Source organism: Kordia sp. (assembly GCF_022447245.1).
Classification (GTDB): Bacteria; Bacteroidota; Bacteroidia; order Flavobacteriales; family Flavobacteriaceae; genus Kordia.
In genome coordinates, this window is the sequence record NZ_JAKVBC010000001.1 from 94,709 (window position 1) to 110,686 (window position 15,978).

16 protein-coding genes are annotated in these 15,978 nt (G+C 33.5%); 4 read left to right on the top strand and 12 right to left on the bottom strand.

Annotated elements, in window-relative coordinates:
* Window positions 1–9 precede the first annotated feature (9 nt).
* The 3 genes from MK119_RS00500 to MK119_RS00510 all read left to right on the top strand — a co-directional run bounded on the left by MK119_RS00500 (window position 10) and on the right by MK119_RS00510 (window position 1,800).
* Window positions 10–357, top strand: coding sequence for a hypothetical protein (locus MK119_RS00500; protein ID WP_290669421.1), 348 nt, complete (start codon window positions 10–12; stop codon window positions 355–357).
* Window positions 358–591: 234 nt separating this feature from the next.
* Complete coding sequence (locus MK119_RS00505; RefSeq protein WP_290669424.1) at window positions 592–1,236, top strand: diphthine--ammonia ligase; 645 nt, start codon at window positions 592–594, stop codon at window positions 1,234–1,236.
* A 3-nt stretch (window positions 1,237–1,239) separates the two neighbouring features.
* On the top strand, window positions 1,240–1,800 hold the full coding sequence (locus tag MK119_RS00510; protein WP_290669427.1) for a hypothetical protein: 561 nt from the start codon (window positions 1,240–1,242) through the stop codon (window positions 1,798–1,800).
* A 6-nt stretch (window positions 1,801–1,806) separates the two neighbouring features.
* Here the strand turns inward: MK119_RS00510 and MK119_RS00515 are convergent, their stop codons facing one another.
* Entirely contained in the window at window positions 1,807–6,306 is a 4,500-nt protein-coding gene (locus MK119_RS00515; RefSeq protein WP_290669430.1) for a lamin tail domain-containing protein, read from the bottom strand.
* 106 nt (window positions 6,307–6,412) lie between these two features.
* Here MK119_RS00515 and MK119_RS00520 point away from each other — a divergent pair, with 106 nt between their 5' ends.
* A complete protein-coding gene (locus MK119_RS00520) occupies window positions 6,413–6,883 on the top strand; it encodes a regulatory protein RecX (protein WP_290669433.1) in 471 nt (156 codons plus the stop codon).
* Window positions 6,884–6,887: 4 nt separating this feature from the next.
* Here the strand turns inward: MK119_RS00520 and MK119_RS00525 are convergent, their stop codons facing one another.
* From MK119_RS00525 to MK119_RS00575, 11 genes are all read right to left on the bottom strand, one after another.
* Window positions 6,888–7,760 (bottom strand): cupin-like domain-containing protein, encoded by an 873-nt coding sequence (locus tag MK119_RS00525; protein ID WP_290669436.1) that lies wholly within the window; start codon window positions 7,758–7,760, stop codon window positions 6,888–6,890.
* Between the two features lie 101 nt (window positions 7,761–7,861).
* The gene (gene bioB, locus MK119_RS00530) at window positions 7,862–9,040 is read right to left on the bottom strand and encodes a biotin synthase BioB (RefSeq protein WP_290669439.1); all 1,179 of its coding nucleotides are present in this window, start codon (window positions 9,038–9,040) and stop codon (window positions 7,862–7,864) included.
* 91 nt (window positions 9,041–9,131) lie between these two features.
* The gene (locus MK119_RS00535) at window positions 9,132–9,551 is read right to left on the bottom strand and encodes a hypothetical protein (protein ID WP_290669442.1); all 420 of its coding nucleotides are present in this window, start codon (window positions 9,549–9,551) and stop codon (window positions 9,132–9,134) included.
* Window positions 9,541–10,509, bottom strand: a complete 969-nt coding sequence (locus MK119_RS00540; RefSeq protein WP_290669445.1) for an alpha/beta hydrolase — start codon at window positions 10,507–10,509, stop codon at window positions 9,541–9,543. The genes MK119_RS00535 and MK119_RS00540 overlap by 11 nt, the downstream gene beginning before the upstream one ends.
* 142 nt (window positions 10,510–10,651) lie before the next feature.
* A complete protein-coding gene (locus MK119_RS00545; protein ID WP_290669448.1) occupies window positions 10,652–10,846 on the bottom strand; it encodes a hypothetical protein in 195 nt (64 codons plus the stop codon).
* A 97-nt stretch (window positions 10,847–10,943) separates the two neighbouring features.
* On the bottom strand, window positions 10,944–12,536 hold the full coding sequence (locus tag MK119_RS00550; protein WP_290669451.1) for an AraC family transcriptional regulator: 1,593 nt from the start codon (window positions 12,534–12,536) through the stop codon (window positions 10,944–10,946).
* 286 nt (window positions 12,537–12,822) lie between these two features.
* Entirely contained in the window at window positions 12,823–12,969 is a 147-nt protein-coding gene (locus MK119_RS00555; RefSeq protein WP_290669454.1) for a hypothetical protein, read from the bottom strand.
* Between the two features lie 211 nt (window positions 12,970–13,180).
* Entirely contained in the window at window positions 13,181–13,333 is a 153-nt protein-coding gene (locus MK119_RS00560; protein WP_290669457.1) for a hypothetical protein, read from the bottom strand.
* A gap of 95 nt (window positions 13,334–13,428) precedes the next feature.
* Window positions 13,429–15,057, bottom strand: coding sequence for a tetratricopeptide repeat protein (locus MK119_RS00565; protein ID WP_290669459.1), 1,629 nt, complete (start codon window positions 15,055–15,057; stop codon window positions 13,429–13,431).
* A 153-nt stretch (window positions 15,058–15,210) separates the two neighbouring features.
* Window positions 15,211–15,363 carry a hypothetical protein gene (locus MK119_RS00570; protein WP_290669461.1) on the bottom strand — a complete coding sequence of 51 codons (153 nt, stop codon included), beginning with the start codon at window positions 15,361–15,363 and terminating at the stop codon, window positions 15,211–15,213.
* Between the two features lie 126 nt (window positions 15,364–15,489).
* Window positions 15,490–15,654, bottom strand: coding sequence for a hypothetical protein (locus MK119_RS00575; protein WP_290669464.1), 165 nt, complete (start codon window positions 15,652–15,654; stop codon window positions 15,490–15,492).
* Between the last annotated feature and the right edge of the window lie 324 nt (window positions 15,655–15,978).

Genomic DNA, 15,978 nt, shown 5'->3' on the forward strand with positions numbered 1-15,978 from the left:
TTCTACTGTATGAATTCTCCGCATCCATTCAGCCAACCTATTAGTAACGCACAAAAAAACATTCTCAAAGGCAATATTCATTTCACACAATCAAAAGGGAAATGGACTATTGAAGTTACTGCTGTTTGGAATAAAAGAATTCACAAAATAACGATTAAAGCAAGAAATTCAGAAATAACTTATAATTTCCCTTGCTGTAAAATTTTTAAAAGCACATTTCTAACACTGATTTCGTATGTAAATTTCGGACGAACTGAAGCCTACAGTTTTCAAGGGGAAAAAAGCATTTTCTCTGAAACAATACTCAAAAGCAAAACTACAATTCCACTAATGGAAACTAAAAACCCAATCATTTAGTTAAAAGATTCTTTTCTTATTTTTTCTGGCGGAATTCGTTCAAAAGACCATAAGAGTCTCTCAAATATATTTGTTTTGATAGATGTTTTATTAAATAAGATGAATCAAGCAATTGCCAACTCAAAATAAATATTACTAACAAAAAACTACTTCGACCTAAAATATACAAATGGATTGAGTAAAAAAGTATATGAGTTTTTATTTTTACATCAAATTTAATGGAATTAAAAACTCATGAAACTACTCTGTTCTTGGTCTGGCGGGAAAGATTCTTGCTATGCATTGATGCAAATGCAACAAAAACCAACTGTTTTATTAAATGCTTTAAATGAAGGAGGAGAAATAAGTCGTTCTCACGGACTTTCCAAAGCAATATTAAAAGCACAAGCAGATGCCTTAGGAGCTTCTATACATTACATCTCTGCAACTTGGAGTAATTATACCAATAAGTTTATTGAGAAGCTTAAAACGCTTGCAAATCAATATGAATTAACTCATGCCGTTTTTGGTGATATTGATATTGAATCGCACCGCGAATGGGAAGAATGTGTATGCAAAGCTGCTAATATCAAGTGTAATTTGCCGCTTTGGCAACAAGATCGTAGCACACTTGTTAACGAAATGATTGATGCTGGAATTGTCGCCATGATTGTTTCCTGTAATGCTGACCTAGGCTCAGACTTTTTAGGCAAAATCATCAATCAAGAAACTCTGGCTTTATTAGCCAAAAAAGGTGTTGATGTTTGTGGTGAAAATGGTGAGTTTCACACTGTTGTTTTAGACTGTCCATTGTTCAGTAAACCTGTTGAGGTTGTACAAGGAGCAAAATTAGTCAACGGAACTGGATATCATTTTTTGGAGCTATCACTTAAAAGCTAATTTATGAAAGACTATATTCAACTGAAAGATATACCTCAAGAAACATTAAAAAAAGCAGTACATTTCTTAATTCCTGAAATGAAAATTGAAGTTGCAGAAATATATAAAAGTAACGATAATTTAGACTTCATTATCATCTTTCCAAAAGGCATTACAAATGAACTTTTTATATTTTTTTATTGCGCCCTAATGGCAAAAGATACCGCCAATGCTAAGAATCTTTTAGGCTGGTTTTTTGCAAATGATGATATGACAAAGCCAAATGCAAAAGGAGCTGATTTTGGAAAATTTTCTAGTACTAATTTCTCCAGACGCATCATGATTACGCCTAATGGTGACGAAAAGGGAAATTTTCATCAACATGGAATTATTGAAACTGGTGTAGAAATCCATTTTGGCATGGATGGAATCTTTAAAACGCTTACAGAAACACAACTAACTTACATTCAACCTAAACAAAACTTAGCAGAATACACAAAAATAGATCGCATAGAAAAACCTATTTCTAAAAAAGCAGAAACAAAAGGTTGCCTTGGTGTAATAAGTAGTCTTTTTGGCTTTTGATTGAATTTATCGTGTAATCTTCTTCGTCAGCGAACCTTTTTCTGTATCAATCACAACTACATACACACCAGAAGCTTGCTCACGAAGTGATACTTTCTGATTCATATCTGTAGTAGTTCCTATCAATTTCCCCATCATTGAATATACGTTGACACTATTAATAACAGTTCGTGTACGCTGCTTGATTTCAATTTCTTTGTTCGTATTCAAGTACACCGCTACAGCATCTTCTGCGATAAGTTCTTCTTCAACACTTAAAACAGAATTGATAAATTGCAATTGAAATCGGTTTGGATACATCCCATCGGTCGTTGTAAATGTGTAAGGTGCTTGTTTTAAATTGTGTGTAATATTTAACTCTAAATCTTTCAAATATACTTCAACTACAGCTGTATTTAACACACCTTCTATTTGACTAATACTAATGGTTACATCTCCTAAAACAGCAGCATCATATCCTAACGGAACAACATCTGTATCTTCAAAAGCAGGTCTTCCCTGAATTCCATATTGATGCGTATCATCTTTGGAATAGAATCGCAAGTAATTAAAACCATTTAAACGAATTCCATCATACAATCTGTCTTTTTGCAACGTTGCTTCTTCAAAAAATCCAATTAAAATTTGACTAAACGCACCATCAGCATTGGTAAGATTCAACCAAATTCGGTCGCGCTCTTGTGAAGCTTGCATTATATTTTCAGCACTGCTCGGTCTAAAAAAGTCATTATTGCTATAGGTATTGCTTCGCATACTATTGTTAAATGTCACAGTTCCAGCCGTAATTGCTTCTATAAAAAATCCTTGCCCAGAAGCAATAAACCCAGTTGGCACTGTACTTCCACTGACAGAGCTCGTACCAACTCCACCTGAAGCATTGTACATGGCGTAATCGTCTGTACTGTAGTTGTACAAATCTGGTCCCGGATTTGACATGGAAGCATCGTCTACATGCGTCCAAAAATAAAGTGTCCCTGTAATGTTTGTATTTAATGTCACAAAATCGTCTGCGCTGATTGCTGACGGATATGGATTTCCAACAAAATTCCAGTCGTCATCTGTATCAGTAGCATCTGCACTTAAGCTGATTGGTGATGTTACAACTCCATTATTTACTTCGCCATTAAACGTAATATTTTCTGTTCTTGGAAAACTTCCCGTAGTTGGTCCCATAGAAGCATAACCAACACCAGGTGTCATCGTATTTCCTGATAAAACGTATGTCCATACATCATCATCGTCATCAATTTCATCATTATCTAAATCTTCAAAATTAGCAGCTACATAACTATAGGTTCTATCTAAACGCCACGTTCCTAAAGCAGTTCCAAAAGTTGTACTTGTCACTGGCGACGACCAATAAGTGTAATCGTATTGTTCAAAAGAAGTGGTTGTTTTTTCGACATTTACAATTCCTGTTCCATTGAGAGTAACTGTCCCAGAATCGTCAACCATAATTAATGAGCCTTCGTGTTCAACATCCAGAATTCCAGTAGTATTTATGGTTAAATCATTCTGAATATCCATATACGTTCCCGCTGGAATTGTTGCCGTTATGCCGCTATCTACAGTCAATGAACACGCAATTAAATTACCATTGGTTGAAGTATTGTAATTTCCCGATAGTACTGCTATTCTCGATCTATCTGAAGTTCCATTACTCCAAGAAGAACCATTCCATGTGGTTGTTCCTTCTTCATGTTCTCCTAAATACGGGTTTGTTCCAGACACTGGATTTTCTACTTCTGTATCTGTAAATTCTACCCAATCGTTAATGTCAAAAGTTGTAGAAGGTTCTGAAGATATACACGAATTTCGCACAAAGCATCTACGGTCTCCCCAAGTAGTTCCATCGCCAATAACATCTACTCTATTTGCCCAAGTATTACTATCTATTGTTGTTGATATAAGTACAATATCATCTCCACTAAATAAACTTGCTGTAGAAGGGAAATCGAATGTAGGATTACCATCATATCCGACTTCTCCAGGTGAAGCATAGGCTGGTAATACTGCAGAATCTTCTCTATAACGTCTTACCTCTCCAACTGCCATATCTGTAGCTATTAATATATTATTGTTGAATGATGGAGAAGCAGTATTCGAAGGATCTGCTGCTGAAGGATTGTCTGCATCAGCATTGTTTAAAACCACAATAAAATAGGTGTTTGCTGGAATTATACTACCACTTACATTTTTTACTTCTATCCATTTATTAAATGATGTTCCTTCGTAATATTGCGTGATCATAATGTCGTTTGAACCTGCGCCATCATTGTCTGTAATGGTTAATGTATGTGTTGAATTTGTTCCAATAGAATGCGTAGTTCCTCCTGAAACATTCTGTAAGTTTAAAATCACGGTTTCGCTAGGCTCTACAATCGCATCATCATTTGATATATAAATCGTTACACATTGATTCGCTGAAGATCCTGCTGGAAATGTAAGAGTTACAGGAAACGAGATTGCTGCAGGTGTTCCTGCACCATCATCATAATCTGTTCCATTGGTTGCTGTACTTCCTCCATCGAGTGCAACTTCGACTGTTGTTGCAGATGAGCCACTTGGATTTGTAATGGAAACACAAACATCTATAAATACTCCATCTTCCGCTAAGGTGGAGGTTGTAGCTACAAATTCAACTTGTGTACTGGCACAAGGAGAAGTTAATGAGTTTGTGCCTGGAGAACCGCCAATAGTTACTTCTTGCCAATTGGTTCCAGTATCGGAATTATCCATCGTAGCATCAATGACATGCAAAGAAGCATCATTTCCATCAGCTCCATCGGCATCATCATACGTTACTACATCGGCAACTGATGCTCCGTCTGCAGCAAATAAGATAATTGTATCTGTAGAATTTAACAGATTATTGGTACTATTTGTACTGGCATCTTCACCTTCATCTGGCGTAAAATTACATCCTGAATTGTACGTTCCATCGCCATTACTTCCAAGAGAAACTGTAATACAATCTCCATCAGCTAGCATTGTACTAGCCCCAAATGTATGTTCAGTAGTTCCTCCTACATCAATAATATATGAACTAATATTTTGAGAGCTTCCTGACACATTACAGATTTCTATCCACTCATCATCTGTTCCAGAAGTATTGTACATAATTTCTGTGATTACTACATCAGCTGTTGGTGGTGTATTTATGGTTAAAATTCCAGAATTATATGTTACTGGATCCCAAAAATTCCCCATATTATCTGCTAAAATTCCCCCATAGGTAAAATCGCTGTTGTTGATTCTAAAACGACTTGCATAATAATAAGTTCCAACGGCTAATGAAGAACCTATTTCTGCTGTATATTGATCGTTATTTCCAACATCAGAATCGTATGTAGCTGCAACCCAAGTCCAACCTCCATCAACTGTTGGGTCATTATCTGTTGTATTATACCCAATCCATGCTTCTGTATTGGCGCCTTCCCCAGCTGCATCTGTAATTCCCGGCTCATATACTTGCGCATATACATTAAACGTATTTCCTTGGGTAATTGTGGCAGTTTTTGGGAAATCTACGTTACAAAAATCAGCGATGACTGGATCTATTGTTAGTTGTACAGAATCATTACTCCAAACTCCGCCAGAACCTCCATACGTAAAGTTACAACTATTTAATCTGAAACGACTCGCATAGTAATAGGTTCCTGTAGGCAATGCGGCGCCTATTTCAGCACTAAATTCATCATTATTTCCAGCTTGCACATTGAATGTTGCTGCAACCCAAGTCCATCCAGCTCCTGAACTAGGATCGTTATTTGTTGTATTGTAACCAATCCATGCCTCTACTCCTGTTCCTGCTCCAGCTGTTTCAGTAACTCCAAGTTCATATCCTTGCGCAAATACTGTAAAATTATCTCCGACTGTTATTGTTTGTGAGGTTGTTGGAAATTGTATATTTACAAAATCCATGGCATCTGTACATGAAGAACTTACGGTTCCATTTACGATAATATCATTACCAGAACCTTCAAATCCTCCTGAGCCACCATTAGCTTCTGCCCGACCGTATATTCTATATGTAACTGCAGCTGTATTTCCTATTTGATTTACGATAAATGTTATTGTTTGCACACTTGTATTGTCGGCAATCGCCATTTCAGTGTCAATATTGGCAGCATAGTTGTCTACTGAACTACGCAAGGCAATTCCGCTGAGTCCAGTTCCTGAACGTTGTACATTGAACACTATGGTGGTTACATCAAATTCATAACCACTATTTGGCGTGATTGTAAATTCCATGTAATCATTTCCTGAAACTGCATTTGCGATGCTTGTTGTTGCCCAAGAAGTTGCATTAAATCTGTTTGCATTGTTCGATGCTGTTAATCCACTACCTCTCGTTATTGTAGAGCTAGATAGGTTAGCATTATTTGAGTTTGAGTTTGCCGAAAACTCATTTCCTGATAAGCCATTAAAGTCAAATGTTAAAATTTGAGCTTGTCCAATAAAACAGATTAGAAAGAAGAAAACAGGGGCTATTTTTCTTTTCATATAGCAACATAATTTATACCCCACAAAAATACTAGATTAAAAGTCAATTATCAAAAGTGCAAAAACTTGTCTCTGTAAATAAATAGTTATTCTTTTGTAAACTCGTATGGAAAAGAAGTCTTATTCAGTTACCGAAGCTACAGTAAAGCTGCAACAGTTTTGTGCATATCAAGATCGTTGTCATAAAGAAGTTGTGGAAAAGTTACAAAAAATGAACATGATTCCAGCAGCAATTGACATGATTGTAACGGAGTTGATTCAGGATAATTTTTTAAACGAAGAACGTTTTGCCAAAAGTTTTGCCAGAGGAAAGTTTAGAATTAAAAAATGGGGACGTTTACGCATTATTCGAGAATTGAAATTTCGAAATATTTCAAAATATAATATTGATATTGCGCTGAAAGAAATTGAAGAAACGACCTATTTAGACACACTTGATGAATTGGCTAAAAAACGCGCAAAAGCTGTTAAAGAGACGAATCTATTTAAGCGAAAAAAGAAAATTGCCGATTATTTATTGTATCGCGGCTGGGAATCGAATTTAGTATATGAAAAGATTAATGAATTGGTGAAATAACCTTTTACAACGCAATATTATTTTTGCGATGTGTTCTTACGATAGCTTCTTCATTTTTCCAATCAATCCACTTCTGACCTTTCATTCTACGCATCAAATTGTCATAGTGTCTCATCACAAAAATATTATAGATCGCTTTTCCTAAATTTTTTGGTTTTCTAGCAATAGCGCGCAAACTCATAGAGAAACCTGGCGTAATGTATTTCATATAATGCCACCAACCTTCTGGCATATATAGAACATTTCCGTGTTCTAGATTTGCAATGTGCCCCTGCGCTTTTTGTAATGCAGGCCATTTTTCAAAGTCAGGATTTGAAAAATCAATATCTTCTCTTACAATCAAAGAATGTGGAATTTTGTAGAGAAAATCGCTTTGTTTTTGATCGAATAGAATACACTGCTTTTTACCTTCAAAGTGAAAGTGAAAAATATTGGCCAAGTCAATATCATAGTGCATAAACGTATGCGAATCTGTTCCTCCAAAGAATAGCATTGGTAAGGATTTCATTAACTTTAGTCCAAAATCAGGATATGAGAAATCATCTTGTAAGGATGGTACTTCTTTTAAAATATTCCACAAGAAAATTCGATATTTAGTAGGTTCAAGCTTCAGTAAATCTACGTATTCTGACATTTTCATTTTGGCATGTGGCTCATTAAAACCATCTTTATAGTCTACAGGTCTATCATCATATAACGGCACTTCTTTATCGCCCGCTATTTCTTTCATATAATCCAAACTCCACTTGGTGTATGCAGGCCAATCTTCTATAAAATTTTCTATCACCACAGGCTTCTGTGGCTTAAAGTAATTGTTTATAAAGTCTTCTTTGGTAATTGTTTTAACCCTTGGAATTTCTTGCAGATTCAATTTCAAAATTCTAACGTTTATTCTAGCTAAGTTAATAAATTGTTATGAAATGAAAAATATAGTCGTAATAAAAAAGAGCTCATTACAAGCTCTTTTTTTTATTCTAGTTACCCTTTTACATTTTCAGGTTTAGAAGCTTTTTCGGGCTTGACTACCTCATCTCCATTTATAATTTCATCAATTTTGAGCTTAATTTTCTTTTCTTTTCCTTTTTGCTTGGCAATCTCATTACGCTCAATTGTATGCTCAGGTCTTGACCATTTTGGCTTTTCTCCTAGCGATTGATATTGAGAATCTTCTGCTTCTACTGTTTGAGGTTGCACCTTTTTTGTAAATGGTTTTTGAGGATTTAAACCTAACAACTTAAACATTTTCATGTCTTCATTTACATCAGGATTTGGCGTTGTCAATAACTTGTCTCCAGCAAAAATAGAGTTGGCTCCTGCAAAGAAACACATGGCTTGCCCTTCACGACTCATACTTGTTCTACCTGCAGATAAACGTACTTGCGTTTCTGGCATTACAATTCTTGTCGTTGCTACCATACGAATCATTTCCCATATCTCAACTGGTTTTTCGTTTTCTAATGGTGTTCCATCAACAGCTACTAAAGCATTGATTGGTACTGATTCTGGTTGCGGATTTAAAGTCGATAATGCTACAAGCATTCCTGCACGATCTTCAGTTGATTCTCCCATTCCTATAATTCCACCACTACAAACTGTAACATTCGTTTTACGAACATTTTCAATCGTTTCTAAACGATCTTCATATCCACGTGTAGAAATGACTTCTTTATAATATTCTTCCGAAGAATCTAAATTATGATTGTAGGCATATAATCCAGCTTCTGCTAGACGTTTTGCTTGATTTTCAGTCACCATTCCTAATGTACAGCAAACTTCCATATCCAATTTATTGATCGTACGTACCATTTCTAATACTTGATCAAATTCTGGTCCATCTTTTACATTTCTCCATGCTGCTCCCATGCACACACGTGAACTTCCAGAAGCTTTGGCACGCAATGCTTGTGCTTTTACATGACTTACTTTCATTAAATCATTTCCTTCAATGTCGGTGTGATATCTTGCTGCTTGCGGGCAATATCCGCAGTCTTCTGAACAACCTCCTGTTTTTATAGATAGTAAAGTGGAAACTTGTACGGTATTTGGATCGTGATGTATTCTGTGTATTGTTGCTGCTTCATACAGCAACTCCATCATAGGTTTATTATAGATTTCTAAAATTTCTTCTTTCGTCCAATTGTGTCGTATGTTGCTCATAAAAAAGTTAATTTGGTGACAAAAATAGTTATATCCATTTAGATTCTGCCTCTGTAGCGTCTAAAATATCAATTTTTAATATTTATGCTATTTACTTTGCTACTTTAAAAGCATCTTCTTTGTCGGTTGTAGAATAGGCTTTGATGCGATGATTTCCGTTATAGAACAGGTTTAATACAATAACATCATTCTTAACAGTTGCTTCAGCAGTGAGCGCTCTTACTTTTGCAGATTCGGTTGTACTGAATACAGAAATATAGTCTATTTCAGGTAAATCTTCCCATTTTCCGTACCTGATTCCAAACAGCTCCATAAAGTTTCTATAGCGTTGTATGTCAAGTTCTATTTCTGATCCATCTTTATTAAAAAAGAAAATAGACATTCCACAGAAAATCATTCCAAACAAATTCCCAGTAACAAGCCATGCTATTCCCATAAAGAAAAACGCAACGCCAAACACATAACGCATGATTGGCACTTTTCTTTTGAGTACTATTCTATTATTTTTCATTTATGAAATCTGTAAACAGTTGATAAAATTTCTCTGGCTCTTCTGAGTACGGATTGTGTCCGCTTTGCTCAAACATGACAAATTTTGCTTGTGGCATGAATTTCTTGTACTGCACTGCAAATTCAGGTGTAGAAACACCATCATAACGCCCTGCAACCACTAAGGTTTTTGGTTTTACATTTTTTAATTCTTTGCGATAGTCTTGATAGATCATACTTCCAAAAACATCAAAATCTACATCTTTTCCAATGATTGCTACATATACATCATTTGCCCAACTTCTGTGTTTGTATAAGGGTGAGTTTTGCTTGAGTTTTGTGTTGTGATAGTATATATATTTTGTTGGAAAACTTCCATATACTTTCATAAATTCAGGATCACTAGAAACATAGCCTAGCGCACGCAACGAGTCTAACTTTTTCCACTTTTCAGGAAAGTGCGTCTTTGCATAGCGGTTGTAACTATCGCAGTTTGCTTGCCACATGGCTCCGCTGTGAAAACCATTAATCAATACCATTTTGTCAACATTGTTTTTGTATTTGATAGCATACGCTTGTGCAGGAACTGTTCTGTAGGAATGTCCTACTAACGATATTTTTTTGAATTTTAAGAGTTTGCGTAATTTTTCAATGAGTTCTACATCATTTTCTACCGAATATTCCGATACATTTTTTGCATTATCACTTTTTCCTCTTCCCAAAAAATCAAAAAAGACCATTGTATGCGTTTTGTAGTAGTGTCCAAAGTTCCCTTGCATATAATCGTGAGAGTTTCCGGGTCCGCCTGGCAAAAAGAATATTGGATCGCCAGTTCCTTTGACTTCCACATTGATTTTATAACCATCAATTGTGTAGAATTTTGATTCAAATTTGTTAAAAATGTCAGGATCTTGTTCTCCTAAAATTGTGGTAGAATAGACAAATAAAAAGAGAGTAAAAACTCGTAACAGGAATTTCATACAAATGATTTATTGTAAATATAGTTATTTGACTACAAAATAGAAATTACGTTACAGGAAAGAAAAAACAACCACAAGTTTTAAAATATTAGACAAAAAAAGCCTTGAAAATTCAAGGCTTTATATACATCTTATTTACAGTTTATCTTCCTTGAGATTCAGTACATGCTTGTCCGTGTGTTGCGTCTTCTCCTGTGGCTCCTAAATCTTGATCTGTCTCTCCGTGTTCAGTATCAGTAGGGATACTTGAACCCCCTTTAATATGATACATATCTATTGGATTGATTCTTGAGATTATTACTTTTTTTAAACTGATTTTTCTCGATTGTTTCTTCATAATTTTAAATATTTTCAAAGTTAATAAGCCCAAGATATATTTAGATTCTAAATTAATAAAAATATCCTACCCTATTTCAATCAAAATAGGGAGTTTATTAGTTCTCAGATGCATCCATTTTATTGAGTTGCTTGATATAATAGGAAGGATTTAGCTCTGTTTTCTTTTTAAAGTGTTTTACAAACGAATCAGCACTTTTATAACCAATTTCTGTGGCGATCGCTTTGATAGAAAACATCCTAAATTTTTCATCATTCTTTAATCTTTTTAAAACATATTCAATTCGCAAATCGCTGATGTAATCATTAAAACTTTTCTCTTTGTGCTTGTTGATTATTTGTGATAGGTATGTACTATTCGTTTTTATTTTTTTTGCAACAGATCGCAAATTACATGTAGATTTTAAAAAGTATTCTTGCTCTTCTAATTTCTCCAATCTCGTCAGAATGGATTTTATAGTCTCATCATCTAAACGAATATTTTTCGTTTTGCTTTTGGGTTTATCGGACGCGATACTTTTTTTATTTGCTTCTAAGGTTGTGATTTTTTCTATGAGTGTATTAAACGTAGCTCTATTTGCCTTTTGCTTTTTGATGTATAAGAATGAAATTAGAAGAAATGCTATGGCTACTAATAGAATCACCCACCACATATAGCTAATGGTTTTCTTTTGTTCTTTTCCTTGATGTTGCAATGCTTCTATTTCAGATAAAAGATTATTACTATCTTCTTCATGAAACCTATTCACAGCAGCGTCTTTCCGAGCACGAGCTGTATCTTTCAATACATTTACCTTATCTAAAAAGAATGCAACTTCTTTGTAATTTTCTTTTTTTTTGTAGCAATCTGCCAAAAGCTCATAAGCTTTGATCATGTTATCCTTTACTTCATCTTCTTTTTTGACATCAACAGTTGAGTTTAATAATTCTTGAATGGCTTCGTCATACTTTTCTTGATCATAATAACATCCTGCAATGGCGCCACTAGTATTAATAGTAGGAAAGAAAGGACTTTCTATCTTACCTTCTTCTAAAATATCTTTACTCTTGTATAAATAATAAAAAGCTTCTTCCCATTTTTGTTGATGTCGGTAATACTTTCCTTTCTTGATATATAAATCAACAAGACCCGCATCAAAATGTAGTTCTTCTGCTAAATGAATCCCTGTATTTACATAAGAAAGCATCGTCTCGTAATCCTCTTTTGCCAAAAAAGCATCACATATCACTGTTAACAACTTGACATGACTTACTGTATTTTTAATTGAACTTTTATCAACTAATGTGAGCGCATACAAAGAAAAATTGACAGCTTTATCTTTTTTATTCACTGTAGGTAAAAAAGCTATTAATCCAGAATACGCTTTTAATTCATGGTCAATATCTTCATTTTTTTTTGCTACTTTCAATGCATTATAATAGGCTTCTATTGCTTTTTCGTTATTCCAACTGTATAGATATGATTTCCCGAGCTGCATATACGCACGAAATAACAAACTATCGTTGTTAAGCTCTTTTGAAAGAATAGCTGCATCTAGAGAATAGGCAATACTTTTTTGATATTTTTCTTTGATTTGTAGCTCACGAGCGAGATCTATATATCGTTTTAATGTTTGCTCTTTGGTTTCTTTTGTATTTTGAGTTTGTTGTGAAAATGAGTTATATCCAATCAAAAAAAAGATAATTCCCAAGAGAATACTTCGCGCTTTTTTATTCATATGCCTAATGGAAAAAGAAAATTTAATATTGACTACAAATTAATCATATTAATCTTATAACCATGAATCGTGTAAAATTTTAATTCGAATTTAACGCATAGGCGTATCTTTGCATCATATTTGTTAGATAAACAACACGCTTAATCAACACTTTACATAGAAACATATATTTATTAATTACGCCACAGTAAAAAGATTGTAATTGCTGTAGCGTAATTTTAAAAACTCTTATGAGTTACACCTCATTAAAAGTATCCAATTATTTCAAGTGGCAACCAATTCCTCCTAACCATCTAGGAACTGAATTACACATTAGAGCCGTTGCTCCACCTCCATTTACTTTTTTAAGATCAAAATTAGTAATTACCTCTTTGTTTAACTTTAAGCTTTTTAATGATTTTTTCATTTTATCAATTCTTATAATATAACCTACTCTATTAAAGGTTTTCGGTTTTCCCTGTGAACAAAATGCACGCTAGCTATGCTTTATTCTGAGAACCAATTTCTGTTATTAAAATCGTTTAAAAAATTATTGTGTCGCGAGATTAAAAAAATTCGGGCTCAAAAAAAGTCTTGTATAAAAACAAGACTTCAAAAGTGAAATACTATGTAATTATTTAGAGCGAAAGTGTAGGGCAATCTTCTTGAAATGTTTTTTCATCAAACTCCGTTGGAAGACTTGATCCTCCTTTGATTTGCTCCGTAGTTTCTGGGTTTATTGTAGCAATAGTAATTTTCTTTAAGCCGATTGTTTTTAAGCTTTTCTTCATGATTATAAGATTTTTGTTTTACGTACTAAATATAGGTGCTCATTGAAAATTAGCGAAAATATAATACCCTATTTTTTAAAAAATAGGGTCGATTTTCAACTTTCATCTGATTTCATTTTGTTCAGTTCTTTTATGTAATAAGAAGGGTTTAATCCTGTTTTCTTTTTAAAGTGTTTTACAAAAGAATCGTCGGTTTTATACCCTAATTCTGTGGCAATTCCTTTTATAGAGAAAGACCTGAATTTTTTATCATTTTTCAATCTTTTTAAGACATATTCTATTCGTAAATCATTGATGTACTCACTAAAACTCTTCCCTTTTTCACTTCTGATAATTTGTGATAAGTAGGTAACATTGGTTTTTGTTTTTTTAGCAATAGAAGCTTGTGTACAATTTGATTTTAGAAAATATTTTTGTGCTTCCAGTTTATCTAATCTTCCTATAATTACCTTGATTGTAGAATCGTCTACTAAGATATTTTTACTTTCTTTTTTAGGCGGTTTTTGCAATGCAACTTTTTCTTCTTCTTCTAAAGCAGATATCTTTTTGAGTAAATCTTGAAATGTTGCCCGATTCGCTTTTTGTTTTTTTACATACAATAGCAATGTTATCATAAATGCTGAAGTTGCCACTATGATTGTCCAAAACATATAACTCATAGTTTGCCTGTCTTCTTTTCCTTTGTTTTGAAGTGCTATTATTTGATTTAGAAACTTTTCACTATCCTGATCGTGAAATTTATTTGTTGCTATATTTTTTTTACGACTTGCTGTATTTGTTATGGTAATTACCTTATTTAATAAGGACGTTGCTTTTTTATAATTTTCTTTTTTTATATGACATTGAGCCAACAAATCATAGGTTTTGATTACATTATCTTTTTCTAAATCTCCTTCTTTAATAATAGGAATCGAATTTGACAAATGTGTAATGGCTTCATTATACTTTTGTTGATCGTAAAAACATTCTCCTATGGCATAATTGGTATTTACAGTAGGAAAAAAAGGATTTTCCAGATCGTTTTGGTCAATGATTTTTTTTGCGTAAAACAAGCACTCAAAGGCTTTGTCATAATTTTTTTGATGTCTATAAAACTTTCCTTTTTTTATATGCAAATCCACAAGTCCTTCTTGAAAACGTAAGGTATCCGCTATCTCAATTCCTTTTTCAATATGTGGATACATCGCTTTATAGTTTCCTTGCGCCATATAAGCATCGCATATCGTTGTCAATACACGCACATGGTTTTTTTCTCCTTTAAAAGAAGCTTTATCAATAAGACTCAAGGCATATATGGAGAAATCTACCGCTTTATCTTGTTTGTTTATGACTGGTAAAAAAGCAATTAATCCTGAATAGGCAATCAATTCTTGATCAATATTTTTATTTTCTTTAGCAATAGCAAGTGCGTTGTAGTATGCTTCAATTGCTTTTTCATTTTTCCAACTATAGTAATATGAGTTTCCAAGCTTCATATAGGCTTTAGACAATAGCTCTTTGTCTTCTATTTCTTTAGCAATTTTGGTGGCTTTTAAAAAATATGATATGCTACTTACATAGTTTTCTTTTTTCTGCAATTCATTCCCAACATCCATATACTGCTGTAATGTTGTTTTTTGATCGCTTTTTAAAGATTTTTGTTGTGAATATGCAAGTGCGCAGGTTAAAAGGAAAAAAGTTTTTAATACGATACTCCTTATTTTCAACTGTTTATTATACTCCATAAACTAAAAGAACTTTGTTTACTTTGTAAATATAGTAATTAACAATAGAGTGATTGCAAATAAGAATTACGCTACAGCATAGAAAAAGTCTGCGCATCAACCTTTTCTTCTGTAACGCAATTTACATGTATTTACAGATAAAATACCACTAACTTATTTTACATGGCAGCTTATTCCACCTTCCCTGAAATCTACTGAATTACACATTAACTCAAGAAGACCATATCTTCCAGAAATTTTTTCAGAAGTAAAAACAGTAACAACATTTCTATTTATTTTTAATTTTTTAAATGACTTTTTCATCATTTATATTTTTTAAAATTTAATGTACTTTGTTAAAGGCTTTAAGCTTTTATTTTGGATTAGTGTTTGTATAAAGTTTGCTAGAAATTACTTCGATAAACTCTATGTATGCACAAAAGCTAGTTTTTATTAACCACAAACCAATGCTCCAGTATGGCAAAAAAGATCTGTTGGTGGTTCTCCTGTTTTACACTCAGTAACTGTATTGAATATACTTCCTCCTGTCACTTTTTGAGCGTGAAAATTAGATACTACTTCTTTATTGATCTGTAGTTTTTTTAATGACTTTTTCATCGTTTTGTGTTTTTAAATGTGGCTTACTCTAGTAACGATTTTCAGCTTCCTCGTTTTCGAAATTGATCACAATTGTTTTTGATTTCTGACACGAATGTCTGGCTTTTAAAAGTCGTAAAAAAGAGACATATCACGACTTTAAACAAAATAGGGTTGAAAAAAACAGAAAGTATGAAATATATAAAAAACCTTCCTAAATTCGTTTGTATCTCAGCACTTCAGCAACACTTAATAACCTAACAAACAACACTTTAATCGTTTTTAGTTAAAAAAAATACCTTTATAACTATCAGATACGATTTTAAACGAAATAGGGTTTATTTT

Excerpts from the sequence above, each read along its gene's own strand:
- MK119_RS00505 (WP_290669424.1), top strand. The coding sequence starts at position 592 with ATGAAACTACTCTGTTCTTGGTCTGGCGGGAAAGATTCTTGCTATGCA.
- MK119_RS00560 (WP_290669457.1), bottom strand. The coding sequence starts at position 13,333 with ATGAAGAAAAGCTTAAAAACAATCGGCTTAAAGAAAATTACTATTGCT.
- MK119_RS00515 (WP_290669430.1), bottom strand. The coding sequence starts at position 6,306 with ATGAAAAGAAAAATAGCCCCTGTTTTCTTCTTTCTAATCTGTTTTATT.
- MK119_RS00575 (WP_290669464.1), bottom strand. The coding sequence starts at position 15,654 with ATGAAAAAGTCATTAAAAAAACTACAGATCAATAAAGAAGTAGTATCT.
- MK119_RS00565 (WP_290669459.1), bottom strand. The coding sequence starts at position 15,057 with ATGGAGTATAATAAACAGTTGAAAATAAGGAGTATCGTATTAAAAACT.
- MK119_RS00535 (WP_290669442.1), bottom strand. The coding sequence starts at position 9,551 with ATGAAAAATAATAGAATAGTACTCAAAAGAAAAGTGCCAATCATGCGT.
- MK119_RS00555 (WP_290669454.1), bottom strand. The coding sequence starts at position 12,969 with ATGAAAAAATCATTAAAAAGCTTAAAGTTAAACAAAGAGGTAATTACT.
- MK119_RS00520 (WP_290669433.1), top strand. The coding sequence starts at position 6,413 with ATGGAAAAGAAGTCTTATTCAGTTACCGAAGCTACAGTAAAGCTGCAA.
- MK119_RS00510 (WP_290669427.1), top strand. The coding sequence starts at position 1,240 with ATGAAAGACTATATTCAACTGAAAGATATACCTCAAGAAACATTAAAA.
- MK119_RS00500 (WP_290669421.1), top strand. The coding sequence starts at position 10 with ATGAATTCTCCGCATCCATTCAGCCAACCTATTAGTAACGCACAAAAA.
- bioB (WP_290669439.1), bottom strand. The coding sequence starts at position 9,040 with ATGAGCAACATACGACACAATTGGACGAAAGAAGAAATTTTAGAAATC.
- MK119_RS00545 (WP_290669448.1), bottom strand. The coding sequence starts at position 10,846 with ATGAAGAAACAATCGAGAAAAATCAGTTTAAAAAAAGTAATAATCTCA.
- MK119_RS00540 (WP_290669445.1), bottom strand. The coding sequence starts at position 10,509 with ATGAAATTCCTGTTACGAGTTTTTACTCTCTTTTTATTTGTCTATTCT.
- MK119_RS00570 (WP_290669461.1), bottom strand. The coding sequence starts at position 15,363 with ATGATGAAAAAGTCATTTAAAAAATTAAAAATAAATAGAAATGTTGTT.